Annotated in this window: 24 protein-coding genes; 10 read left to right on the forward strand and 14 right to left on the reverse strand. The window is 43.7% G+C overall.

Annotation, left to right across the window (positions count from 1 at the left end; genetic code table 11):
* Window positions 1-127 precede the first annotated feature (127 nt).
* The 10 genes from BA1_RS14675 to BA1_RS14720 all read right to left on the reverse strand — a co-directional run bounded on the left by BA1_RS14675 (window position 128) and on the right by BA1_RS14720 (window position 12,240).
* Complete coding sequence (locus BA1_RS14675; RefSeq protein WP_008360493.1) at window positions 128-2,062, reverse strand: AMP-binding protein; 1,935 nt, start codon at window positions 2,060-2,062, stop codon at window positions 128-130.
* A gap of 15 nt (window positions 2,063-2,077) precedes the next feature.
* Window positions 2,078-3,601, reverse strand: coding sequence for an acyl-CoA carboxylase subunit beta (locus BA1_RS14680; RefSeq protein ID WP_008360495.1), 1,524 nt, complete (start codon window positions 3,599-3,601; stop codon window positions 2,078-2,080).
* An 18-nt stretch (window positions 3,602-3,619) separates the two neighbouring features.
* Window positions 3,620-4,402 carry an enoyl-CoA hydratase gene (locus tag BA1_RS14685; RefSeq protein WP_008360497.1) on the reverse strand — a complete coding sequence of 261 codons (783 nt, stop codon included), beginning with the start codon at window positions 4,400-4,402 and terminating at the stop codon, window positions 3,620-3,622.
* Window position 4,403: 1 nt separating this feature from the next.
* Entirely contained in the window at window positions 4,404-5,321 is a 918-nt protein-coding gene (locus tag BA1_RS14690) for a hydroxymethylglutaryl-CoA lyase (protein ID WP_008360498.1), read from the reverse strand.
* Between the two features lie 12 nt (window positions 5,322-5,333).
* Entirely contained in the window at window positions 5,334-5,549 is a 216-nt protein-coding gene (locus BA1_RS14695; RefSeq protein WP_008360500.1) for an acetyl-CoA carboxylase biotin carboxyl carrier protein subunit, read from the reverse strand.
* Complete coding sequence (locus BA1_RS14700) at window positions 5,546-6,895, reverse strand: acetyl-CoA carboxylase biotin carboxylase subunit (RefSeq protein WP_008360502.1); 1,350 nt, start codon at window positions 6,893-6,895, stop codon at window positions 5,546-5,548. Before BA1_RS14700 ends, BA1_RS14695 begins: the two co-directional genes overlap by 4 nt.
* A gap of 8 nt (window positions 6,896-6,903) precedes the next feature.
* Complete coding sequence (locus tag BA1_RS14705; protein ID WP_034739640.1) at window positions 6,904-8,541, reverse strand: AMP-binding protein; 1,638 nt, start codon at window positions 8,539-8,541, stop codon at window positions 6,904-6,906.
* 42 nt (window positions 8,542-8,583) lie between these two features.
* Window positions 8,584-9,726: an acyl-CoA dehydrogenase family protein gene (locus BA1_RS14710; RefSeq protein WP_008360506.1), complete on the reverse strand. Its 1,143-nt coding sequence runs from the start codon at window positions 9,724-9,726 to the stop codon at window positions 8,584-8,586.
* A 144-nt stretch (window positions 9,727-9,870) separates the two neighbouring features.
* Window positions 9,871-11,418: a glycoside hydrolase family 10-like protein gene (locus BA1_RS14715; protein ID WP_034739643.1), complete on the reverse strand. Its 1,548-nt coding sequence runs from the start codon at window positions 11,416-11,418 to the stop codon at window positions 9,871-9,873.
* Between the two features lie 15 nt (window positions 11,419-11,433).
* Window positions 11,434-12,240 (reverse strand): tyrosine-protein phosphatase, encoded by an 807-nt coding sequence (locus BA1_RS14720; RefSeq protein ID WP_008360511.1) that lies wholly within the window; start codon window positions 12,238-12,240, stop codon window positions 11,434-11,436.
* 169 nt (window positions 12,241-12,409) lie between these two features.
* On the opposite strand from BA1_RS14720, the gene BA1_RS14725 reads away from it, so the two are divergent.
* Window positions 12,410-13,162, forward strand: coding sequence for a DeoR/GlpR family DNA-binding transcription regulator (locus BA1_RS14725; protein ID WP_008360513.1), 753 nt, complete (start codon window positions 12,410-12,412; stop codon window positions 13,160-13,162).
* Window positions 13,163-13,305: 143 nt separating this feature from the next.
* Here BA1_RS14725 and BA1_RS14730 read toward each other — a convergent pair whose 3' ends face one another.
* Window positions 13,306-13,860 carry a hypothetical protein gene (locus tag BA1_RS14730; protein ID WP_008360515.1) on the reverse strand — a complete coding sequence of 185 codons (555 nt, stop codon included), beginning with the start codon at window positions 13,858-13,860 and terminating at the stop codon, window positions 13,306-13,308.
* Window positions 13,861-13,985: 125 nt separating this feature from the next.
* Here BA1_RS14730 and BA1_RS14735 point away from each other — a divergent pair, with 125 nt between their 5' ends.
* From BA1_RS14735 to BA1_RS14750, 4 genes are all read left to right on the forward strand, one after another.
* On the forward strand, window positions 13,986-15,119 hold the full coding sequence (locus tag BA1_RS14735; RefSeq protein ID WP_034739646.1) for a sugar diacid recognition domain-containing protein: 1,134 nt from the start codon (window positions 13,986-13,988) through the stop codon (window positions 15,117-15,119).
* A 66-nt stretch (window positions 15,120-15,185) separates the two neighbouring features.
* Entirely contained in the window at window positions 15,186-16,595 is a 1,410-nt protein-coding gene (gene glcD, locus BA1_RS14740; RefSeq protein WP_008360521.1) for a glycolate oxidase subunit GlcD, read from the forward strand.
* A complete protein-coding gene (locus tag BA1_RS14745) occupies window positions 16,592-17,920 on the forward strand; it encodes a (Fe-S)-binding protein (protein WP_008360522.1) in 1,329 nt (442 codons plus the stop codon). Before glcD ends, BA1_RS14745 begins: the two co-directional genes overlap by 4 nt.
* Before the next feature lie 56 nt (window positions 17,921-17,976).
* Window positions 17,977-18,255, forward strand: a complete 279-nt coding sequence (locus BA1_RS14750; RefSeq protein WP_008360524.1) for a hypothetical protein — start codon at window positions 17,977-17,979, stop codon at window positions 18,253-18,255.
* On the opposite strand, the gene BA1_RS18820 is transcribed toward BA1_RS14750, so the two are convergent.
* Window positions 18,187-18,411, reverse strand: a complete 225-nt coding sequence (locus tag BA1_RS18820; protein ID WP_008360526.1) for a spore germination protein — start codon at window positions 18,409-18,411, stop codon at window positions 18,187-18,189. The genes BA1_RS14750 and BA1_RS18820 overlap by 69 nt on opposite strands.
* A gap of 178 nt (window positions 18,412-18,589) precedes the next feature.
* Here BA1_RS18820 and BA1_RS14755 point away from each other — a divergent pair, with 178 nt between their 5' ends.
* A complete protein-coding gene (locus tag BA1_RS14755) occupies window positions 18,590-18,844 on the forward strand; it encodes a Ger(x)C family spore germination C-terminal domain-containing protein (RefSeq protein WP_008360528.1) in 255 nt (84 codons plus the stop codon).
* A gap of 44 nt (window positions 18,845-18,888) precedes the next feature.
* On the opposite strand, the gene BA1_RS14760 is transcribed toward BA1_RS14755, so the two are convergent.
* Window positions 18,889-19,119: an excisionase family DNA-binding protein gene (locus tag BA1_RS14760; RefSeq protein ID WP_008360530.1), complete on the reverse strand. Its 231-nt coding sequence runs from the start codon at window positions 19,117-19,119 to the stop codon at window positions 18,889-18,891.
* Between the two features lie 167 nt (window positions 19,120-19,286).
* Here BA1_RS14760 and BA1_RS14765 point away from each other — a divergent pair, with 167 nt between their 5' ends.
* The 3 genes from BA1_RS14765 to uptA are packed head-to-tail and all read left to right on the forward strand — an operon-like array spanning window position 19,287 to window position 21,236.
* Window positions 19,287-19,691, forward strand: a complete 405-nt coding sequence (locus tag BA1_RS14765) for a GtrA family protein (protein WP_008360532.1) — start codon at window positions 19,287-19,289, stop codon at window positions 19,689-19,691.
* A 7-nt stretch (window positions 19,692-19,698) separates the two neighbouring features.
* Window positions 19,699-20,580, forward strand: coding sequence for a UTP--glucose-1-phosphate uridylyltransferase GalU (galU, locus tag BA1_RS14770; protein WP_008360534.1), 882 nt, complete (start codon window positions 19,699-19,701; stop codon window positions 20,578-20,580).
* 53 nt (window positions 20,581-20,633) lie between these two features.
* Window positions 20,634-21,236, forward strand: a complete 603-nt coding sequence (uptA, locus tag BA1_RS14775; protein WP_008360536.1) for an undecaprenyl phosphate transporter UptA — start codon at window positions 20,634-20,636, stop codon at window positions 21,234-21,236.
* Between the two features lie 38 nt (window positions 21,237-21,274).
* Here the strand turns inward: uptA and BA1_RS14780 are convergent, their stop codons facing one another.
* Window positions 21,275-22,096 (reverse strand): uroporphyrinogen-III synthase, encoded by an 822-nt coding sequence (locus tag BA1_RS14780; RefSeq protein WP_008360538.1) that lies wholly within the window; start codon window positions 22,094-22,096, stop codon window positions 21,275-21,277.
* Between the two features lie 140 nt (window positions 22,097-22,236).
* Here BA1_RS14780 and BA1_RS14785 point away from each other — a divergent pair, with 140 nt between their 5' ends.
* Window positions 22,237-22,857 (forward strand): acetate uptake transporter, encoded by a 621-nt coding sequence (locus tag BA1_RS14785; RefSeq protein WP_008360540.1) that lies wholly within the window; start codon window positions 22,237-22,239, stop codon window positions 22,855-22,857.
* Window positions 22,858-22,931: the final 74 nt, after the last annotated feature.

Genomic DNA, 22,931 nt, shown 5'->3' on the forward strand with positions numbered 1-22,931 from the left:
TTTCTTCTTTTGATCGTTATCTTAAAACCTTTGCAGTATATCAATGACGAGCACCGGCACGCAGGACTGCGGGAGAATGCGAGGGTTTGTCTTCACGCTGAGACAGGAAGTCCTTCCTGTCTTTTTTCTATGTTTGCTGTTTGCTTTTCAAATATTCAGAGATGCGTTTATATATATTTGGATTGGCTAGTGAAGAAAGGTCTGGTGAAGGCCTGTGTTCATACGCTTCTTTTAGTAAACGCCGGACGATTTTTCCGTTTCTTGTTTTCGGTAAAGCAGAAATGAGATGAATTTCTTTTGGTGTGAGCGCTCTTCCGGCATGTGTACCAACATGTGCTGAAAGCTCTTGGATGAGTTTGACTTCTTCAAAAGTGTGTGAACCGGTCACGATGAAACATACGAGTGCTTCTCCCTTCACCTCATCCTTTACCCCAATTACAGCAGCTTCGTGCACAGCCGGATGTCCAACAAGGATGGATTCAATTTCAGCTGGACCGACACGTTTGCCTGCTGTATTTATAACATCATCCGATCTGCCCGTGATATGAAATTCTCCGTCCTCTGTTTGCATGACCCAATCACCGTGTGTCCATACGCCATCAAACTGTTTGAAATACGCAGCTTCATAACGCTCCGGCTCGTTCCAAAAACCACATGTCATGCCGACCCATGGCTTTTTCACAACAAGCTCTCCTACTTCATTTATCACGCTTTGTCCGGCTTTATTATACACATCTGCCGCCATTCCTGGGATCGCCGCATTAAAGAGAATCGGTTTGATTGGACGAAGCAGCGTACTCCCGACAATTCCTCCAGACACCTCGGTTCCTCCTGAATAATTTAAGATCGGAATCTTCCTTTGACCGATGGTGTCAAATAACCACTCCCACGGCGCTTCATTCCAAGGTTCGCCAGTAGAAATGATGGCTTTGACATGCGGCAGATGGACCCCTTCCATGTTTTGCTGCATCGCAGAACGAACAAATGTAGGCGAAAGTCCAAAATGAGTAACTTTCTGCTGATGGATGAATGACCAGAGCTGCTGTTCATTTGGATAATCGGGGGCGCCGTCATATAAAACGATGGCGGCTCCATTGATCAAACCGCCAAAGACAAGAAATGGCCCCATCATCCAGCCCATATCTGTCAGCCAGAACAGCCGGTCTCCTGTGGCAACATCCATGCATAGACCGGCATCAAATGCCGCTTTGACAGGAAATCCTGCGTGTGTATGAACAGCTCCTTTTGGTGTGCCAGTTGTGCCTGATGTGTACAAGATCATAAGCGGGTGTTCATTTGTGACATAAGCCGCTCGGGCTATCGGCTGTTCGTTCAACAAATCATTCAGTTTGATGTCATCTTGATATCCAGTATCAGAGGAAGTGTACACAATGACTGTTTGCACAGTTGTTGTTTTTTTGATTGCATCCGCCGCACATTCTCGCATGTTGATCGTCTTTCCGCGGCGCGTCATTTCATTTCCTGTGACGACAATGGATGCACCTGATGCGCGAATACGTACAGCGAGAGGTTCACTTCCATAGCCTGAGAAGACGGGACTAAAGATGACACCAATCTTCGCAAAGGCAAGCATGACGGCAACCGTTTCAGGAAGCATCGGCATATAAATAATGGCCACATCCCCTTTTTGAAGCCCTTCCTTTAAAAGGCCAGCTGCAAGACGATTGACTTTCTCCTGCAGCTGGAGAAATGACCACCTCTTTTCTTCACCTGCTTCATTGCTCCAAATAATGGCGGGTTGATGCTTCGTTTCTTCTTTCTCTGCCCATTTGTCCACGGCCGTTTCAGTGATGTTTAATATGCCGCCTTTATACCAGTTTGGCCACATAAATGAATGCTTCCCTAATGCCGCTTCATACGGCTCTTTCCACTGAATACCGACCGCTTTTTCGGCTTCTCTCCAAAACCAATCTGTGCGCTCGATACTGGCTTGATAGAATGCGTGATAAGTAGAAAATCCAAGAGACTTCATCCATTGGTCAAGACGTGTTTTTTTGATCATCTGCTCTTTCGGTATCCATGCTGGTTTTAGGTTCATCATGAGGACGCCCCCCCTTTAGACCGGATAGACCGGATGTTTTCGTCTCGTAAATGTCATCTCTTTTGATGTATAGGCTTGTAGGCGATGACACAGTTCAGCTCTTAAACGGTCAAATGGAATGATGCCATCGACGATCATTTCGGAGGCAAGCTCGTATATATTCATATCTTCCTGGTATTCTTTGCGTTTCTCTTGTATAAATGCGGCTCTCTCTTCTGGAGGGAGTGCGGCAATTTTATTCGCATAGACAGCATTGACAGCGGCTTCCGGGCCCATAACAGCAATTTGGGCAGATGGAAGAGCGAGACAGCAATCCGGTTCAAAGGCTGGTCCTGCCATCGCATATAAACCTGCCCCGTATGCTTTACGTACAATGACAGATATCTTCGGTACGGTCGCCTCTGACATAGCGGAAATCATTTTTGCTCCATGCCGAATAATGCCAGCCTGTTCCACTTTTGTTCCGATCATAAATCCCGGTATATCAGCAAGAAAGAGCAGTGGGATATGAAAAGCATCACACAGCTGAATAAACTTAGCGGCTTTGTCTGCGGAGTCATGAAATAACACGCCTCCTTTCACTCTTGGCTGATTGGCAATAAGACCGACAGGCTGACCGTCTATTCGCCCAAAGCCTGTGATCAGCTCTGCAGCAAACAGCTTTTTGATTTCAAAAAATGACCCTTCGTCAATGAGCAAATCAATAAGTTGATACATATCAAAAGGGGTATTCTGTCCCTTAGGTATGAGGTCTTGGAGTGAGATTTCAGATGGTTTAGGCGCTATTGGGGCTTTCCTTTTTGGTCTTTCCGTATAGTTGGCAGGCATGTAGGTTAAATAATCACGTGCGATTTGAATGGCCTCTTCCTCTGTTTTCGCTAATATATCTCCGCACCCAGAAATGCTGCAATGCATGTTCGCCCCGCCCATTTCTTCGAGTGATACTTTTTCTCCAATCACCATTTCAGCCATTCGGGGAGAGCCTAAATACATGGAAGCATTTCCTTCAACCATGACGACGATGTCACAAAAAGCAGGGATGTAAGCACCACCAGCCGCAGACGGGCCGAATAGTAAACAAATTTGCGGGATACGTCCAGACAGTTTGACTTGATTATAAAAAATGCGACCTGCTCCTCTTCTCCCTGGAAACATCGCGATTTGATCGGTAATCCTTGCACCAGCAGAATCGACTAAATAGAGCATGGGACAATTAAGCTTCTCGGCTGTTTCCTGTATTCTAATGATTTTTTCTACTGTTTTGACGCCCCACGATCCTGCTTTAACAGTAGAGTCATTTGCCATGACACAAACGGTCTGCCCATGCATCCGCCCCGTCCCTGTGACAACACCATCTGCTGGCAAATGGGCATCTTGACACTCTGCAAACATGGCATCTTCAATAAAAGAATCCTCATCTAATAACAATTGGAGGCGATCCCGGACAAACAATTTTCCTTTTTCTTTGTTTTTTTGATGATATCGTTCAGCCCCGCCCTTTTCAATTCGATGTTTTTTTAATTCATATTCCTGGATCATGAGCATTCCCCTTTCTTGCTATTTGCCTCTGTAATGAGGCGTTCGTTTTTCTTGAAAAGCCTTGAGACCTTCCATTCGATCTTCTGTATGAATAAGCCGCAGATAGGCTTCGTGTTCTTTCGTCAAACCTGTTTGTAAATCGTGATCAAGGCTAGATTGAATGGCCTGTTTTGCTTCTTTTAAGGCAATTGGTCCATTTTTGACCATTTGCTTTGCGAGTGCGATGGCATCATTCATGAGTGAATCTGCGAAAGAGATATGCTCAATCAGCCCAATTTGAATGGCCTCTTCTGCTCGTAAAGAAGTGCCTGTGAAGATAAGCTCCTTTGCTTTACCGATGCCGATCAGGCGCGGAAGACGCTGCGTGCCCCCTGCTCCCGGCAGGATGGCTAGTCCTGTTTCCGGCAAGCCGAGTGCTGCACCCGCTCTTGCGATGCGGAGATCACAGGCTAGCGCAAGCTCAAGACCTCCGCCAAGTGCGTGTCCGTTGATGACGGCTATGACAGGCACAGGTAATGATTCAATTTCTGTAAAGGTTTGCTGAATGGTTAGGACGGCCTGTTTTGCTTCTTCGTCAGTCATGAATCGTCGTTCCTTTAAATCTGCTCCTGCGCAAAAAACGTTAGCGCCAGCTCCAGTCATGAGCAAACAGCGGATGTTTTCATCGTGTTTGATTTCTTGAATGGTTTGATTGATTTCCTCCAGCATAGCAGCTGATAGAGAATTGGCTTGTTCGGGTCTATTTAAGGTCAAGATCGCGATCTGTTCATCTTGTATTGAATATTGAATCAATTCCTCCATGTCATTCATCCTTTATCAAGTAGTGAGAGTGAAATGCATGTAAGCAGTGACTAGGCAGGGTTCGATCTACCTTTGCTTCAATCCATTCGGCCGCGCGGATCAATCTGGGAAAGTCGACATTTGTTTCAATCCCCAGTTTGTGTAACATATGCACGACGTCTTCTGTCGCTACATTTCCGCTGGAACCAGGTGCATATGGACAGCCGCCAAGCCCGCCGCTAGAGGCATCAAATATCGTAATGCCCGTCTTTAATGCTGTATAAATATTCGCAAGGCCCATCCCCTTTGTATCATGAAAATGTAGAGCAATTTTATCTGCGGGAAAGCGTTCAAGCAAAATGTCCAACCGTCTTTCTACTTGCAGCGGATGAGCTTCTCCAATGGTGTCTCCGAGAGAAATTTCATCAATGCCGCATGAGAGCAGGTATTCCGTTAATCGCAGCACTTGGTCCATCGGCACTTGTTTTTCATAGGGGCAGCCAAACACGGTAGAAAGATATGCGCGAGTCTTTCGCCCCTCTGCTTTTAAATCGGCTGTCATTTGTTTGATCACAGGAAGCGTTTCCTGTATGGACTGATTCATATTCTTTTTGTTATGTGTTTCACTCGATGAGACAAACATAGCGCCGATATCAAGGTTTGCTTCAAAAAAATGAGCTAAGCCTTTTTCATTGGGAATGAGTGCAGCATAGGTGATCTTGTCTTTTTTGTTTAATGATTGGGCTAGTTCTCTGGCGTCTTTTAAGGCTGGAACCCATGCCGGATGGACAAATGATGTGACTTCAATATAAGGGAGCTGGGCTGCTGCGAGTAAATCAATCCACGTTCGCTTCTCGTTTGTGTCCAGCCAAACGGATTCATTTTGCAGTCCGTCCCGCGGACCGACCTCTCTAATAAGCACGCTTTTTGGTAATGCCATGTGGCTTCCCTCCTATACTGTCAGCTCCAAAAGCACCTCTCCCTCATCGACAAATTCACCTTCTGCCTTATACACTTTGCTAATTACACCTGCCTCTTCTGCAACAATCGGAATCTCCATTTTCATTGATTCTAAAATGGCGACCTCCTGCCCTTTTTGCACTACATCGCCTTGTTTTACAAGAAGCTTCCATAGGTTGCCGGCCATTTGTATTGTGACGGTTTTCATGAACGGTTTTCCTCCCTTTTTTTCATCAGAAAATCGGTTGTCATACTGCCATGTAAAAAGGCAGAAGATCCGGCCATTTCCCTTAAAAGCGGTAAATTGGTTTTGATCCCTTCTATTTCATATGCTTGTAATGCCGTTTTTAATCGTTCAATTGCGACTTTTCGGGTATCGCCGTAAACAATCATTTTCGCAATCATTGGATCGTAAAATGGCGTAATGACGCTTCCACTCGTGACGCTTGACTCATGACGGATATATGAGGCTTCAGGTGCAGAAAGCCGAGTGATTGTTCCTGGTGATGGATAAAATGTGACAGGATCTTCAGCGTAGATTCTCACTTCGATGGCATGCCCAATTGGATGAATGTCCTCCTGATTGAAAGCCAGCGGCTCTAATGCAGCGATTTTCAGCTGCTCTTCGACAAGATCAATGCCTGTGATTTCTTCTGTGACAGGGTGTTCTACTTGTAATCTCGTATTCATTTCTAAGAAATAAAATTGCTGGTTTTCATCGACTAAACATTCAATCGTCCCTGCATTTTCGTACCCAATGGCTTTGGCAGCTTTGACGGCCATTTGCCCCATTTGATGCCTCACTTCTTCATCGAGACAGACAGCTGGCGCTTCTTCAATGATTTTCTGATGTCTTCTTTGGAGTGAACAGTCTCTTTCATATAAGTGAACCCCATGGCCGAAGGAATCAAAAAGGACTTGAATTTCAATATGGCGCGCATGCTCAATCACCTTTTCCATGTACAAAGTACCGTCATTAAAAAAGCTTTGCGCCCTTTTTTGATTTCCTTCAAACGCTCTGTACAGCTCTTCGTCATTTCGGACGAGCTGCATGCCAATTCCTCCTCCGCCGCTCGATGCCTTCAGCATAATGGGATAACCGAGCGTCTTTGCTTTATTGACCCCATCGTCCGCATCATTGAGCGGGGCCGAAATACCTGGAACGATTGGGATGCCAGCTTGTTCCATTGTCTTTCTCGCTTCAATTTTATTCCCCATTTGCTGAATGACTTGTGCAGATGGTCCAATAAAGGCGATGCCTTCACTGCGGCAGCGTTCAGCAAATGCTGCATTCTCTGATAAAAGGCCATATCCAGGGTGGATGGCATCTGTATTTGTTTGTTTGGCAACCTCGATGATCGCCTCCATGTTTAAATAGCTTTCAGATACTTTTGAGCCACCGATAATATAGGCGCTGTCTGCCTCTTGCACATGAAGTGCATACTGATCTGCCTCTGAATAGACGGCAACCGTTTTAATGCCGAGCCGTTTACATGTCCGAATCATTCTACGGGCAATTTCGCCTCGATTGGCGATCAATACTTGTTGAAACATCGCTGCCTTCACTCCTTTATTAGATCAAGCGCCTGCTTTTTTAGTCGAAACTTTTGAATCTTTCCTGAGGCGGTCATTGGATACTCATCTGTAATGAAAAAGTATTTCGGGATTTTGTAGCGTGCCATTTGAGACTGACAATAGCTGGTTAATTTATCAATCGAGACCGTTTGGCCTTGTTTGAGCCGAATGAACGCAGCGGCTTCTTCTCCGTATGTCTCGTCAGGAATGCCTACGACCTGTGCGTCTAGAATAGCGGGATGCGTGTAAAGGACATCCTCAATCTCTTTTGGGTACACATTCTCTCCGCCTCTGATGATCATATCTTTGAGCCGTCCTGTGATTTTTACATAGCCGTCCTGATCCATCTCAGCTAAATCCCCTGTATGAAGCCACCCGTCCTCGTCAATGACTTCATTTGTGGCTTCTTCGTTTTTATAGTAGCCTTTCATGACGTGATAACCTCTTGTACACAGTTCCCCTTGCTCCCCTCTTGGTACTTCTTCTGACGTACCCGGTAAGACAATTTTCACTTCGATTTGAGGAAGCGCACGTCCGACCGTTTGAACCCGTCTTTCAAATGAATCATCGGTTCTTGTTTGGGTAATGACAGGTGAGCTTTCGGTCTGACCATAGGCAATCGTGAGTTCTCTGAGTCCCATTTTTTCTATGACGGCTTTCATGACATGGGATGGACAGAGTGAGCCGGCCATAATGCCCGTTCGTAATGTGGACAGATCATAAGAGTGGAAATTTGGATGATCGAGCTCTGCGATGAACATCGTCGGCACACCGTGAAGAACGGTGCACTTTTCCTTTTCAACTGTTTGAAGGACTCGCTCCGGATGGAAAGATTCAAGTGGGATGATCGTTCCCCCTTTTGTTAGACAAGCAAGCACACCAAGAACAGAGCCAAAGCAATGAAAAAACGGTACAGGGATACACATACGGTCTTGCTCTGTTAACTTCATACAATCTGCGATTTGACTGGCATTACAGACGATGTTTGTATGACTAAGCATGACTCCTTTTGGATAACCGGTTGTGCCTGAGGTATATTGCATATTCATGACGTCATCAGGCACGAGTTCATCCATTCGGTTCTCCCATTCATGCTCCTTTGTTCTTTTGGCAGCCACTTGAAGACTGTCCCAGCTGCGCATGCCGTTTGGTACGCGCTGACCGATATACACGCAGCTTTTTAAATAAGGATATTGTGCGGATGTGATCTCACCATGATGAGCTGTTTGAAGCTCTGGAATCAGCTCTTCAAGCATGTTGACATAGGAAGTTTCTTTAAAGCCGTCTACGATAAACAGCATTTTGCTATCAGAATGCTTGAGTAAATAAGCGAGTTCCTGTGATTGAAAATTGGTATTTACAGTGACAAGAACAGCTCCAATGGAGGCGCAGGCAAATTGCAGGATGAGCCATTCTGGAACATTTGGTGCCATGATGGCGATATGATCACCTTTTTGAACACCGAATGCCATGAGACCTTTCCCTGTTTCCTTCACCTCCCTATAAAACGCTTCGTATGAATAGCGTAAAGAACGTTCTGGATAAACAATGGCTTCATGTGCTGGGTGCCGCTCCTTTTTCTCTCTTAATAGGGAGCCAATCGTTTGTGGATGAATCGACATCATTGCTTTCCTCCCTCACCAATAGTAAGCGTTTTCATTCTGGTGCTACGCTAACAGCTGTCTTGCGATGACGAGCCGCTGAATTTCAGAGGTTCCTTCTCCAATTTCCATCAGCTTCGCATCTCTCACGAGTCGTTCAACACCACATTCTTTCATATAGCCTGTTCCGCCATGAATTTGAACCGCATCAAGACTTGCTTTTGTCGCCATTTCAGAAGCGAAAAGTTTGGCATAGGCGGCTTCCTTTGTAAACGGTTTGCCTTGATCTTTCAGCCAAGCGGCTTTCCAGACCATTTGTCTTGCAAGCTCAATTTGCATCGCCATATCCGCCAGCTTAAATTGAATGGCTTGAAACGATGAGAGGGTCTGCCCGAATTGCTTTCTTTCTTTTGCATAAGAAAGTGAAGCATCAAGTGCCGCTTGCGCAATTCCAACAGATAAAGCAGCAATGGAAATTCGTCCCCCGTCTAATGTATATAAAAATTGCTTGAACCCTTTCGCTGGGTCTCCTAATATATGATGTGCCGGGACACGCACTTCGTCTAAAAGGATCTCAGCCGTATCTGAACCGCGAACCCCCATTTTGTCATATGGATTTGTAATCGACAGCCCCTTTTGTCCTTTCTCCACAATGAAGGCTGAGATGATCGGACGACCATGTTCATCATCATCTGTCACAGCGGTGACAATAATCGTTCTAGCAAAATTGGCATTTGTAATCCAGCACTTCTCACCGCTGATGACATATTCTTGTCCGTCTTTGATTGCTTTTGTTTTCGTTCCTTTTGCATCTGATCCTGCGTTTGGTTCTGTTAATCCGAAGGAACCGAGTGCTGTTCCAGACGCTAGCGGAACAAGGTGATCCATCTTTTGCTCCTCCGTACCGAAATAATAAAGCGGGCTTGCGCCTAAGGAGACAGCAGCGGCATAGCTAAGACCTGTACTGGCACACTGCTTTCCGATTTCCTCTACAGCCAGCGCATACGATATCGTATCTCCTCCTGACCCTCCATATTTCTCTGGAAAGGGTATACCCATAAAGCCGAGTTCCCCCATTTTTTGAAATGTTTTGACAGGAAATACAGCCTGTTTATCAATCGTTTGAGCGAGCGGTGCAATTTCTGTTTTTGCAAATTCTTTAACCATCTGGCGGATCATTTGCTGCTCTTTCGTTAATTCAAAATCCATTGTGCTTCCCCCTTTGGCGCTTTTCTATCATATTTATTAATCAAGTAGCTGCTTCATGCCAAGCTTAATTGAATTCAGAAAATTAAAATAAAAATAGTAAAAAAAAGCATAAATGGAGGAAAGTCCTCATTTATGCTTTCTTTGTTATTTGACTGTTTTTGTAGAAGGCTTGCTTTCATGGTGAAGGCGATTGAGCGCTGTCACTTTGTAGGTATATGTCTTTTTCTGATGTACTGAAAGGTCTTTGACAAGTGTCATTGTGCCTTTCTCTTTTCTGACCGTTTGGATTAATTCATACGTCCCTTTTTTCGACAGTCGATAGACTGCATAATAGGATGCAGTAGAGTGCGGATCATGTTGAATCCTTAAAACTGCGCCATCTTCTCTCTTGTTCACAGCATGGATGATTGGTTTTTTGGGCGCTTTTTGTTGAAGCCATGGCATCTCTGGAATGATAGCCGGTTTGCTATAGGTTTCTTCTATTAATCGATTCTTGATATTCAACGGGTTTCGATTGATATCCTTTAAACTAAAATGCATACTTCCCTGCACGAGCTGAGACTGCCTGTTCAGCTTGATTTGGCGAACATACTCCTCGGGATCTGACCAAGCAGGATCACTGTTTTGATTGATTTTATACGTCGCTTGACCAATGTAAAGGTGAACGGGCTCTCCCTTTACTTCATGAGACCACCATTTCGTTAGCACGTCATAGGAGGCTGCCTGAAAGCCAATGCTCCAGTAAATTTGCGGGGCTACGTAGTCAATATTGTGCTGCTGAATCCACTGTCTTGTATCAGCATATAAATCATCGTAATTGGTCATGCCTGCTGTTGTGTTTGAACCAGTTGGATCATCTTTCATGTTACGCCATACACCGAATGGACTAATACCAAATTTCACATACGGCTTTTCTTTTTTAACGGCTTCATTGATTTGCCTCACCAATTGGTTTACATTATCTCTTCGCCAATCTTCTATGTGTGTAAATGCTTTTTTTCCATAGGTTTCATACGTTTCTTGATCTGGAAATGGGACACCGGCCATTTTATTTGGATAAAAATAATCGTCCATATGCACCGCATCAATATCATAATTCTTCACAACTTCCGCTATGCCGCCTACTATGAATTTCTGAGCGTCAGGAATGCCGGGATTGTAGTAAAGCTGATTTCCGTAGGCAATGGTCCAGTCAGGATGTGCTTTTGCAGGATGATCGGCTGACAGCCGGCTGAGGTCTGTATGATTCATTGTGATTCGATATGGGTTAAACCAAGCGTGAAATTCGAGGCCTCGTTTATGTGCTTCTTCTACCATAAACGCAAGCGGGTCATATCCAGGGTCTTTCCCTTGCGTGCCGGTCAAATATTCTGACCATGGTCCATATTCCGAAGGATAAAAGGCATCTGCTGTTGGTTTAATTTGCATGATGACGGCGTTCATATTCATCGCTTTGATCTCGTCTAACAGATGAATGAACTCTCGTTTTTGCTCTTGGGCGGGCAGTCCTTTCTTTGATGGCCAATCTAAGTTATAGACCGATGCAACCCAAACCGCTCGCATCTCCCGGCTGCTCTCAAGCGTCCCGTTCATCAAAGGGCGAGCTAGACTGCTAGATGGAATCAATAAGAAGACACACATAAAAGCAAATGTTAGAAACATGATGCTGATTTTTTTCAGCATGATTTGCATCACCTCATGCTAAGTTTATTCTGAGGTTCGAAATGGAATGCCAGCAGATGGTGTAAGCAAGATGTTTTTCATTTGATGGAGCTGATCTTCCGGAACTTCGCATGCTTCGATTAAATATCGCTCTGCACTTCCATATGTCTCCATCATTTCTTTCAGCACATCCTCAAGATAATCCTTCTGCACACCGAGAAGCGGCTGGATTTGTTCTTTTGACACCCGGTATAAACTCATCATGCGAACAAATCTTTGCTGCCTTTTCACAAGCATCTGCACGCCTTCATTGGAGCGCATGTATTCATCTAAAACGGTATGAACCGAGACACCTGCTACTAATTGAATGAGCGCAGATAAAAAGCCTGTACGGTCCTTTCCGCTTGTACAGTGAAGCATGAGCGGATAATTTTCCTCATCTGACAGTATTGTGAACAACTGCTGAATCTCTTTTTTTCGCTCAGTGAGCATGCTTTGATATAAATATTTCATGATCGGCGTAAAGGATAGAGACCTTCCTTTTGTTGTCAGCATACGAAACATGCTCCATTTACTAGGCATCATACTGTCAGGCTGCATAGGGATATGAACAATTTTGTCATGTTCCTTGATCTTTGGTGGGTTTGATTTGCGTTCTGAGCTTGTCCGGAGGTCACAAACGGTTTGAATCCCAAGTGTTGAGAACGTGCATTTATCTTGTTTTGTGAGACGTGATAAATCTGCGGATCGATAAATCATGCCTTGTTTGATGACCATTTCATCCGTTGTTTGGAGTCCGCCGACTTCTCTAAAATTCGCAAGCTTTGAAAATTGTATGTTGGATTGATTCATAGGAGTGAAAATCCTTTCTATCCTCTTTTCTCTATCATACGCTTTTATGGAATATGAGAAAAGCTAAGCGAAAAAACCATTGATCCTACCATATGGATCAGTGTCATCTTTTGCCTGAAATTATTGTTATAATAGAATCAGCATATTCGTATTGATTGGAGATTATAGCATGATAAAAACAAAACGTATTCAGCAAATAAAAGAGTATGTGTTTGACCGGGAATCTGCCTCTCTTGATGAGCTTGTGGCACATTTTGGCGTCTCAAAAAACACAATACGTCGAGATGTACAAGCATTGGTAGAATCCGGCGTGCTCAAAAAAGTCTATGGCGGCGTTGCTGTGAATCACTCAACTTTAGTCGTATATCAGGAGCGAAAGACGCGGCAGCTGAGTAAAAAACAATTGATCGGACAGGCCGCCGCCGCTTTTGTCGAACAGGGTGATATGATTTTTGTTGATTCTGGTACGACAACGCTTGAGATGCTTCCTTATTTGACAGAGAAACAGATAACTGTTGTGACAAATAACGTGGATTTCATTACGCAGGCCATGCCTTATGAAAATCTCACCATCTTTTCGACCGGCGGCATGCTAGAGAGAAAAACAAATTCTTTCGTTGGCTATCAAAGTGTAGAGCGTCTAAAAGCATACAATGTCAATAAAGCGTTTATTGCGTCAACTGGTTTATCCATTGATCATGGGGTCACGAATTCTTCCCCGCTTGAGACAGATATAAAAAAGACACTTGTTGAAAAAAACGCGAAAACCTTTTTATTAGTCGATGATAGTAAATTTGATCATTATGCTTTGACCACGTTTTGTGATTTAAAAGAAATAGACGTCGTCGTGACCAACGAGCAGCCTTCTAAAAATTATCTTCAATATGGAAAAGAGCATGATGTGAAGTTTGTCACGCCTTAGTTCATGCAGAAAAAGCCAAGAGCATTTTGGCTTTTTTCTTTTGCACAATGGTTGAAAAGGGAAATGCCGATTGGAGCCTTTGGGTGGGAAAAGCACCATTTTGCTATCAAAAAACGGCTCAGGAATTTGAGCCGTTTTTTGGTTCATTCATTTTCAAGCTGCAGGATCAAGTGGAATAAATAACGGTATACCGCTGAGATCGCATCAATAATAGGCGTATCTTCTTGGATGTTCTCAAGTTCAAGCAGCGGAATATTGATATCAAATAAGCCGTCTTGTCCATTAAATTGGAGCTGAGCACCATTTAATTCTGAGAGCATCTCTTTTAGTAATCCTGTATCTTTTTTAGGACGTTTCAATCCGAATAATGCGGTATACGTCTGAAATACTTCATCCCATTCTATGGCCAGTCCATCGACTTTCACCACATCAAACCATTTCGATTCGATATAAATGAATTCGTTTGGTTGTTTTTTTACATATGTAAGGGGTGTATTTAAAAAGGACACGGCTTCTGTTTGAATCATTTCCTCTGATTCCTTGTCCACACGCTCTATATAGCTATCGGCAAAGCGTGCTTCTTCTTTCATTTTTGCCCCTTCTAACGGCCAATTTTGACGTGCAGCTTCGGCATATTCAAAGTCTGTAAGCGCCTGCCCTTCTTTCAGTAAATCTTGTAAGCGATTTTGCAGTGACATGGCTGTATCTCCTTTCATCTACGTCATTTGCGTTTTTTATTTTAGCATAACACAGGAAAAGAAAGATATGCCTAAGCATATGATGGTATCATAGTGTAAAAAGAAACATCTCGGAGGGGACCGTTTTGCTCACAATGACACTGGCAGAAAAAATCGTAGACGAGATCAAAAAGGTACTGACGGAAGAAATCATCATCACACAACCAAACGGTACCATCATTGCCGCAACAGATCCAGCACGCATTGGTCAATTTCATGAAGGCGCATATGTCACGTCCTTTGAAGGGCAGAAACGAATCCTCACAAAGGATGACCAGCAGCATATGAAAGGCGTCAAAGCCGGCATCAATCTGCCTATTTATTTTAAGCAAGAGGTCATTGGTGTGATTGGGATGACAGGAGATCCTGTGCACGTGTCCCCTTTTGGCGACATTTTACGTAAAATGACAGAGCTGCTCATTCAAGAGCATGAATTCTTTCAAAAAACGGAAACAGATGAACGACAGCTTGAAGCGTTTGTGTTTGACTGGCTTCATCTGCCAGAGACAGCTGTTGATATCACTGAAAAGGCGCAGCGGCTGCATCTTGATGTCAAAAAGCAGCGTGCGGTGGTACTGATTGATTGTCAAGATGAATCGTTTATGAAGCAGGATCAATATCAAGTGATGAAGGACAAACTGCACCTCACGAGTCAGGAGATTATCGTGCGCTGGGGACATGCGCGGTTTTTGCTCATGCTGGAAACGACGTCTGGTGATCGTGATGCATTTCAGCAGCGCCTGTTCCGTATCCATGCTGCGCTCGCAGCCCTTTCTTCATCAAGAATGTTGATTGGTGCGGGGAAACCATCAGCTTCTCATGTCATGAAGCAGTCCTTTCATCAAGCCTTTCGCGCTTTAAAATTGGCGCATGCTGATACACCGATTGTATTTGATGAAGATTTGACACTTGAGCTTTTGATTGAGGAAATCAGTCAGGAAACGAAAGGTGTGTTTCTCGATCGAACGATTGCGCCCCTTCTCCCCTATTCTGAACTAGTGAAAACATTGCGGGTACTCATAGCTTCTGATTACTCATTGAAACATACAGCTGAAGCCATGCATGTACATATTAATACACTGCATTACAGGTTAAAACGTATTCAGGATTTAACGACACTTGATCCAAAACGGATGCAAGATGCGATGCTCTTTTATTTGGCATTGATGCTGTTGGATGATGATACAAAGAAACCTATAAAAAAGCGCGATATTTTGTAGAATCGTCCATAGGCATGAGACGGTTCTTTTTTTTATACTGAAAGAAACGAGTGGGAGTGATTGCACATGTTAGATTCAGAATTTTCAAATCAATTAAAAGACATTGTCGGTGCGTCTTATGTCCAAGACAGCAAGGCGGATCGTCTTGCCTACTCTTATGATGCGACACCAAATTTTCAACATATGCCAGATGCTATTGTAAGCCCTCACACAGCTGAGGAAGTGCAGGAAATCGTGCGGCTTTGCGCTCAATACAACGTGCCAATTGTGCCAAGAGGATCGGGTACAAATCTTTGTGCAGGAACATGCCCTGCTCAAGGCGGATTAGTCATTCTTTTCAAAAGAATGAACCAATTAATAGAAATAGACGAAGAAAACCTGACCGCAACGGTACAGCCTGGTTTGATTACGCAAGAATTCATTCGGCAAGTCGAGGAAAAAGGTCTCTTCTACCCGCCTGACCCAAGCTCGATGAAAATTTCCACATTAGGCGGAAATATTAACGAAAATTCAGGGGGGCTGAGAGGTTTAAAGTATGGGGTGACAAGAGATTACGTGCTTGGACTTGAAGTGGTTCTGCCAAATGGTGACATCATCAAAACAGGCGGGAAGCTGGCAAAGGATGTGGCTGGATATGATATGACTCGATTGTTCGTTGGTTCAGAAGGAACGCTCGGAATTGTCACAGAAGCCACGTTGAAGCTCCTGCCGCTTCCAGAAACGAAACAAACGATGCTTTGTTTATACGAAAGCCTAGAAGAAGCCGCTACTTCTGTTTCAGCTATCATTGCTGAGCGCATTATTCCTGCTACATTAGAATTCATGGATCAGCCGACCCTTGCAGTCGTTGAAGATTTTGCAAAAATCGGCCTGCCTACTGATGTTCAGGCAGTGTTATTAATCGAACAGGACGGCATCCCTGAGGCTGTTTCACGTGATATCAAAAAAATGGCTGAAGTCTGTCAGCGGCATGGGGCAAAAAGCGTCAATATCGCCCGCTCTGAAGAAGAGGCAAGTGCGCTCTTAACGGCGAGACGCTCAGCTTTATCTGCCCTCGCCCGGCTCAGCCCGACCACTATTTTAGAGGATGCCACCGTTCCTCGTTCTGAAATTGCCAACATGGTTCGAGCGATTGAAGAAATTGCTCAAAAATACGACGTGACTATTTGTACATTTGGGCATGCAGGTGATGGGAACTTACATCCTACTTGTGCAGCAGATGCAAGAAATGAAGAAGAAATGAAACGTGTAGAAGCAGCCTTTCAGGCCATTTTTGAAAAAGCCGTTGCACTTGGCGGCACCATTACGGGTGAACATGGCGTAGGTCTCATGAAAGCGCCCTATTTGGAGCTGAAGGTCAAAAAAGAAGGAATTGCTGCGATGAAAGCGATCAAACAGGCGCTAGACCCTGCTCATATCATGAATCCTGATAAAGTGTTTGGAAAATCAACAAGAAAGCGGGTGGTGGTCTCATGAGTCAAAAAGAGATTCAGCAAAAATTCCAGCAGCAAATGGATGAAAAGGAACTGCTCAACTGCATGCGTTGCGGCTTTTGCCTGCCTTCCTGCCCTACCTATATTGAATCTGGGCAACAAGAAACACACTCTCCCCGGGGACGAATTGCGTTAATGAAGGCGGTCAGAGACGGTATCATTGAACCTGATGAAGATGTTGAACACTCCCTCAATCTCTGTCTCGGCTGCCGGGCATGTGAACCGGTCTGCCCTTCAGGCGTCAAGTATGGGCGGTTACTGGAAGATGCAAGAGACATCATTCAGCAGCATAAACCACAATCGTTACCCGTCAAATTGATGAGGCGCATGGTGTTTAAAGGTCTCTTCCCTTCACAAAGCCGTATGCGGAAAGCAGCTGGCCTTCTTCGATTTTATCAAACATCTGGTCTGCAAACGGCCGCCCGCAAGACTCGCATGCTAAAGGTGCTTCCCTCACATTTACAGCTGATGGAACAGGCGCTTCCAAAGGTGCCGCCTCAAAAGAAAAATCGTTTGAAAAAATATAAAGCCATTGGTCCAGTAAAAAAACGGGTGGCCTTTTTTTCCGGCTGTTTAATGGATACGGTTTTTTCCAGTACAAATAAAGCGACGATTCAGCTCCTTCAGCTCGCAGGCTGCGATGTTATCGTTCCTCCTATCCAGACGTGCTGCGGAGCGCTTCATGGTCATAGCGGAGAAAAGGACCAAGCGAAACAGTTAGCCAAGCGGAATATTGAAGCATTTGAGGAAACGGATGCTGAAGCCATTGTCATGAATGCGGGCGGCTGCGGCGCCTTTTTAAGTGATTATGGTCATTTGCTGAAGGATGATCCAGCTTTTCAAAAACGAAGTGAGGCCTTTTCGCAGAAGATAACAGATATATCCACCATCCTTGTAGAGCTAAAGTTTCACCGCCACGCGCCATTGGCCTTACCAGAGCAGGTCATCACCTACCAAGACTCTTGTCATTTACGGAATGGAATGGGTGTAGATAAGGCGCCGAGGGTACTTATGAAAGCCATTGAAGGTGTGACGTTGAAAGAAATGAAACATGCAGATCGCTGCTGCGGTTCAGCAGGCATTTACAACATTTTGCAACCAAAAATGTCTATGCAAATTTTAGATCATAAGATGATGGAAGCAAATCAAACAGCAGCGACAGCGATTGTTACATCTAATCCAGGCTGTCAGCTGCAAATGGCGGCAGGCGTCAAAAAGTCAGGACATGCGCATGACATGAGGGCTGTTCATCTAGCTGACTTTTTATTAGAAGCCGTTCAATATGGAAAAAAAGCGTCTAGTTCATGAAGTCTTCACACAATTGGTTGGATAATAGAGGGAAATCGCGGAAGGAGATGGTTCAAGTGCTGAAGAAAAACACCTCACAGCCAAGCGACCCGAATTCAGTATTTGAGGCATTATCCCGTTCGGCAGATTTTACAAATGAACGGTCTCATGCGCAAGATGTCTACTATCGGATTTCTTATTTTCGCTCATTAATCAATGGAAACCTTCTCCATGAACAGATTCTTCCCCTTATCAAACAAACAAATGGGCTTCAAACATTAGAAAAATTAAAAGAACGAATTCCAAAGGAAGCAAGAAGCTGCAATCCACAACATGTTGTAATCTTCCATTGTTGAAAAATACTCTAGAAGAATGGTCGGTGCAAGCAGGCTATACGGAGAGCCATCGACCATAATAGCAATTTTCCCTTCGGTTATTCCTGAAGAAACACGGTCTGGTCGTTCTGTATTTAAAAACAATGGGAAGATCGTATTGGACACGTCATAGAGCATTTGAACAAGATAATTCGCATCCAAAATTTAATCATAATTGATCTCTTCAATTCGCTGAATGACCGTCTCGATATTATCAGGATCCCGTGTGTCTTATCAAATACGAAAAACAGAGCGTTTGAGAAGAAAGCCTAAAATAACGATCACGATCAAGCTCAAAGGTGAATGAAAAGAATTCATGAAATCGAAAAAAATTGATAGACCCGCTATTTTACAGCACGTTGGAAAAGAAGTGGAAAAACGTGTCGCGCGGCAAGGAGATGAGCTTGTTCAGTTCTTTAAAAAACAAAAAATTGATCCGCTTGGCCTTGGTTTAAAGTATCGCTCTAAAGATAAAGCCATGACACCGGAGAAATGGCAAAGCATCTACCCTGATGCAGATGTTCAAGTCAAATGCCAGATGAAGATTGTCCAAACAGGAGTGAGTCAATAAAAAAGACTGTATGAAAAGGTTCTTCCTTTCTCATACAGTCTTTTTTAATCTTCATCTTTGACGTCGGGGTCCTCAGGAATCGGTTCATTTAAGATTTCTTGGATGAGCTCTTTATATTGCTTTATCTGCTTCATATGGGTTTGAAACTGTCCTTGATAAATCAAATATGATTCTCCGTCGAATACGTAACGGATCTTTTTTTGCTGCATTAATTTTTCAATATACGCTTCTGATACTTCGAGGTATTCAGCTGTTTCAGCAATTGTTAAATACATGAATGTGCACCACCGTTTGTTTTATCTCACAAATTATATCACGAGCTGGTGAAAAAACGGATCCAGTCTGTTCATGTTTTTTTCATCTTTTCTTCACTGATTCGTCAACTCGTTTTTGTACAGTAGTTATACACCCACTCAAACACTAGGAGGTGACGGTCCTTCACATGACAAAGAGAAACATTCGGACCTATGCGGCATTTTCAATCGTAGGCGTCAGCAATACGCTGATTGATTTTATTATCTTCTTTTTTCTCACTGCCTGCCTTGTCCCCTCTTTTCTTGCACAGTGCCTTTCCTATACTGCAGGAATGCTGAACAGTTATATTTGGAATCGAAAATGGACGTTTCAAGTGAAAAAGAAAGCTGATAAATGGGAATGGATCAAATGGATCACTGTCAACGGGGCAGCGTGTCTCCTTACTTATGTTGTCTTATATGTCACGCAGCTAGCAGGTTTCTCATTATTCATCAGTAAAGCAGTTGGCACCCTAGTGGGCCTTATGATCACTTTTACTGGAAGCCGCATTTGGGTTTTTCAAACAGAAAGTAAACCATCAGAAATGGAGTGATGATTCAATGAACATCAAAAAAGCCGTTATACCAGCAGCAGGATTAGGTACACGTTTTTTACCAGCTACTAAAGCACAGCCAAAGGAAATGCTACCTATTATCGACAAACCCGCTATTCAATACATAGTAGAGGAGGCTGTTCAATCTGGAATTGAAGATATTCTCATTATTACAGGAAGGAATAAAAAATCTATTGAAGATCACTTTGACCGCTCGATTGAGCTTGAACAAAATTTGCTCGAAAAAGGGAAAAAGGAACAACTGGCTGAAATCAAGCATATTGCAGATATGGCCAATATTCATTATATCCGCCAAAAGGAACCTTTAGGCCTTGGACATGCGGTATTATGTGCACGTCATTTTACCGGAAATGATCCTTTTGCGGTTCTTTTAGGGGATGATGTGATGGTATCAGAAAAGCCAGCTCTCTCTCAGCTCATGGAAGTCTATGAGGAGAAACAAAGAGAGGTCATTGGTGTTCAGCAAGTGGATCGTCTAGATGTCAACAAGTATGGTATGATAAGACCAGCTAGAGTAGACGGTCAAGTGATTGAAGTCACAGACTTGGTGGAAAAGCCAGCTATTCATGAGGCGCCTTCCGATTTAGCCGTGATGGGCAGATACATTCTCACCCCGTCAATTTTTTCAGTTTTAGAAAAAATTGAGAGAGGTGCCGGTAACGAAATACAGCTGACAGATGCTCTGAGATTCATTGCACATCAATCCCCTATTTATGCAAAACAATTAGATGGCATGAGGTTTGATGTCGGCGATAAACTTGGCTCTTTTAAGGCAGCGGCCGAAATTGGATTAATGCGTCATGATATGCGGTCAGCCATGCTAGCATATATGCAAAGCATACTCATGAGAGAAGCAAAACAAGCATAAGCTCTTATCAGGATGCTTGAAGAAAATTCGTATTTAAAGGCAGAGTGAAATGAATGGGAACCTTGTTTACTGAAATTTTAACCTGGCTGACCAGCCTTGGTTACGCAGGTGTTGCACTTGGACTTATGATTGAAATTATTCCAAGTGAAATTGTCCTTGCCTATGGCGGATATATGGTGTCAACAGGCACCATTGGTTTTGTTGGAGCTGTCATTGCTGGAGTCATTGGAGGAACGCTTGCCCAGTGCTTTATTTACTGGATTGGTCTTTACGGCGGGAGACCTTTTTTAACAAAATACGGGAAATATTTATTCATCCACGAGCATCATATTGCTACGGCAGAGCGCTGGTTTGACCGCTATGGAACAGGTGTCGTGTTTACAGCACGATTTATCCCTGTTGTGCGCCATGCGATCTCGATTCCAGCTGGTATTGCCAAAATGCCATTTTTCAAATTTGTTCTCTTGACAGGACTAGCCGCCATCCCTTGGTCCATCCTATTTATTTATCTCGGTATGCAGCTTGGGACAAAATGGGATCATATTCAAAGTGTTGCTCACGCTTATACAACGCCGATTATGGCCATTGCCATCGTCCTCATCGTTCTGTATTTCGTACTGAAAAAAATTCGCACGAATCGAAAACGGACAATCTAACGAAAACGCCTTCCACACATATTGTGAAAGGCGTTTTTTTATGAGTGTGTCGATTGTTTTTTCATATATTGGGATAATTCCATAATCATTGCACCCATTCTCTCAAGTGACGGGGTAAGAATGCGGTTGACTCCCTCTTCTTTTAAACCTTCAGCTGTGACTTTTCCGACAGCGACAGCCAATACATGTTGCTCGAATAAAGCTTGCAGTTCTTCTTTTCTGCCCCATTCTGCTGCTATCTTGAAAAAAGCATGAACCTGGACAGCGGTCGTAAAACAAACAGCATGGACCGTTCCTTCTTTCATTTCTTGAAGCAGCGTTTCAGCAACCTCTGGTTCAGGAGGCGTGTGCTGATATGGCAGCAGCTGCAAAACATCTGCTCCCTTGTCATGTAAAAACTGGATGAGAGCTGGCGCGTTTTCACCGTGAAGCTGCACCATAACACGCTTGCCTTGAAACTCTTTGTCTTCAAGCTTTGAAATGAGGTCACGAACGGTTCCATCTTCATCAGAAACATCTGGCTGAATTCCGCGTTTTTTTAGAGCCGCAAAGGTTTTGTACCCTCTGGAAGCGATGTGCGCGTTTGATAAAATGTTCATAAAAGCGTCTCCAAGCTGCAGCTCTTCTGCACTTTCAATTAATGTTTCTGTGCCAATTCCCGTTGTTAAAATCACCCAGTCAGCTCCCTGCTTCACAAAGGTTTCAATCCCCGGCTTTAACTCTTCTTTGGCTAAAAATACAGTTCCTTGAAGAGAACGAATAACGGCTTGTCCTCCTTGCTTTTCAACAAGTGTACGCATTTCTTCAGTTTTTCTCGTTCCACAAATGGCAATGGTTTTTCCAGCTAAGCCTTTACTCATTCTATCCCTCTTTTTCTATCACAAGTATATGTATTAAATATAGATTGATTTGAAAGACCATGCAAGTGTCTACTAAAAAGAGCTTGACGTTTCTATCGAATTCGAGTATCTTTTGTAAGTGCAAATTGTAGGAGGTCATGATGGAAAAACAGAATGTTCAAGCAATTCGATTATCAATTGCAGACCCAACACCACTTGGTTTGTTTGGTTTAGCAATGGTGACGCTTGTTGCGTCCTCTCAAAAATTAGGAATGACAGATGGCACTTCCCTTATCTTACCTTGGGCTATCTTCCTTGGAGGAATCGCGCAACTCATCGCGTCCATACAAGATTCAAAGCATCATAATATTTTTGGAGCGACTGCTTTTGGGGCGTTCGGCCTTTTTTGGATGGGTGTTGGAACCACTTGGCTCATTCAAGCTGGCGTTTTTGGGAAAACGCTTGCGGGAGCTGCTGATCCAAAACAATTAGGTTTTGCTTTTATTGGTTATTTAATTTTCAGCTTATTTATGACGATTGGTGCAATGGAAACACATAAAGTGTTATTTATGATTTTCGTCTTTATTGATTTCTTATTCATTGGCCTTTCCCTTAGCTCGTTTGGTGTGATGTATGATGTGACTCATATGATGGCTGGAATTGCAGAATTGATCATTTCCCTGCTTTCATTTTATGGTTCTGCAGCTGTTGTACTGAATACCCATTTTGGGCGGATCGTACTGCCAGTTGGCCAGCCATTTCGCATTTTTACAAAAGCATAAATAAAAAAGAACTGCTCTTTGCAGTTCTTTTCAGCGTGTAGACAAACCCTCGCATTCTTTGTCAGTCCTGCGTG

The sequence above is a fragment of the Bacillus xiamenensis genome (assembly GCF_000300535.1).
Lineage (GTDB): Bacteria > Bacillota > Bacilli > Bacillales > Bacillaceae > Bacillus > Bacillus xiamenensis.

Bases quoted from the DNA above. Each gene is read 5' to 3' on its own strand.
- BA1_RS14675 (WP_008360493.1), bottom strand. From the start codon at position 2,062: ATGATGAACCTAAAACCAGCATGGATACCGAAAGAGCAGATGATCAAA.
- BA1_RS14680 (WP_008360495.1), bottom strand. From the start codon at position 3,601: ATGATCCAGGAATATGAATTAAAAAAACATCGAATTGAAAAGGGCGGG.
- BA1_RS14685 (WP_008360497.1), bottom strand. From the start codon at position 4,402: ATGGAGGAATTGATTCAATATTCAATACAAGATGAACAGATCGCGATC.
- BA1_RS14690 (WP_008360498.1), bottom strand. From the start codon at position 5,321: ATGGCATTACCAAAAAGCGTGCTTATTAGAGAGGTCGGTCCGCGGGAC.
- BA1_RS14695 (WP_008360500.1), bottom strand. From the start codon at position 5,549: ATGAAAACCGTCACAATACAAATGGCCGGCAACCTATGGAAGCTTCTT.
- BA1_RS14700 (WP_008360502.1), bottom strand. From the start codon at position 6,895: ATGTTTCAACAAGTATTGATCGCCAATCGAGGCGAAATTGCCCGTAGA.
- BA1_RS14705 (WP_034739640.1), bottom strand. From the start codon at position 8,541: ATGATGTCGATTCATCCACAAACGATTGGCTCCCTATTAAGAGAGAAA.
- BA1_RS14710 (WP_008360506.1), bottom strand. From the start codon at position 9,726: ATGGATTTTGAATTAACGAAAGAGCAGCAAATGATCCGCCAGATGGTT.
- BA1_RS14715 (WP_034739643.1), bottom strand. From the start codon at position 11,418: ATGCAAATCATGCTGAAAAAAATCAGCATCATGTTTCTAACATTTGCT.
- BA1_RS14720 (WP_008360511.1), bottom strand. From the start codon at position 12,240: ATGAATCAATCCAACATACAATTTTCAAAGCTTGCGAATTTTAGAGAA.
- BA1_RS14725 (WP_008360513.1), top strand. From the start codon at position 12,410: ATGATAAAAACAAAACGTATTCAGCAAATAAAAGAGTATGTGTTTGAC.
- BA1_RS14730 (WP_008360515.1), bottom strand. From the start codon at position 13,860: ATGTCACTGCAAAATCGCTTACAAGATTTACTGAAAGAAGGGCAGGCG.
- glcD (WP_008360521.1), top strand. From the start codon at position 15,186: ATGTTAGATTCAGAATTTTCAAATCAATTAAAAGACATTGTCGGTGCG.
- BA1_RS14745 (WP_008360522.1), top strand. From the start codon at position 16,592: ATGAGTCAAAAAGAGATTCAGCAAAAATTCCAGCAGCAAATGGATGAA.
- BA1_RS18820 (WP_008360526.1), bottom strand. From the start codon at position 18,411: ATGCTCTATGACGTGTCCAATACGATCTTCCCATTGTTTTTAAATACA.
- BA1_RS14755 (WP_008360528.1), top strand. From the start codon at position 18,590: ATGAAATCGAAAAAAATTGATAGACCCGCTATTTTACAGCACGTTGGA.
- BA1_RS14760 (WP_008360530.1), bottom strand. From the start codon at position 19,119: ATGTATTTAACAATTGCTGAAACAGCTGAATACCTCGAAGTATCAGAA.
- BA1_RS14765 (WP_008360532.1), top strand. From the start codon at position 19,287: ATGACAAAGAGAAACATTCGGACCTATGCGGCATTTTCAATCGTAGGC.
- galU (WP_008360534.1), top strand. From the start codon at position 19,699: ATGAACATCAAAAAAGCCGTTATACCAGCAGCAGGATTAGGTACACGT.
- uptA (WP_008360536.1), top strand. From the start codon at position 20,634: ATGGGAACCTTGTTTACTGAAATTTTAACCTGGCTGACCAGCCTTGGT.
- BA1_RS14780 (WP_008360538.1), bottom strand. From the start codon at position 22,096: ATGAGTAAAGGCTTAGCTGGAAAAACCATTGCCATTTGTGGAACGAGA.
- BA1_RS14785 (WP_008360540.1), top strand. From the start codon at position 22,237: ATGGAAAAACAGAATGTTCAAGCAATTCGATTATCAATTGCAGACCCA.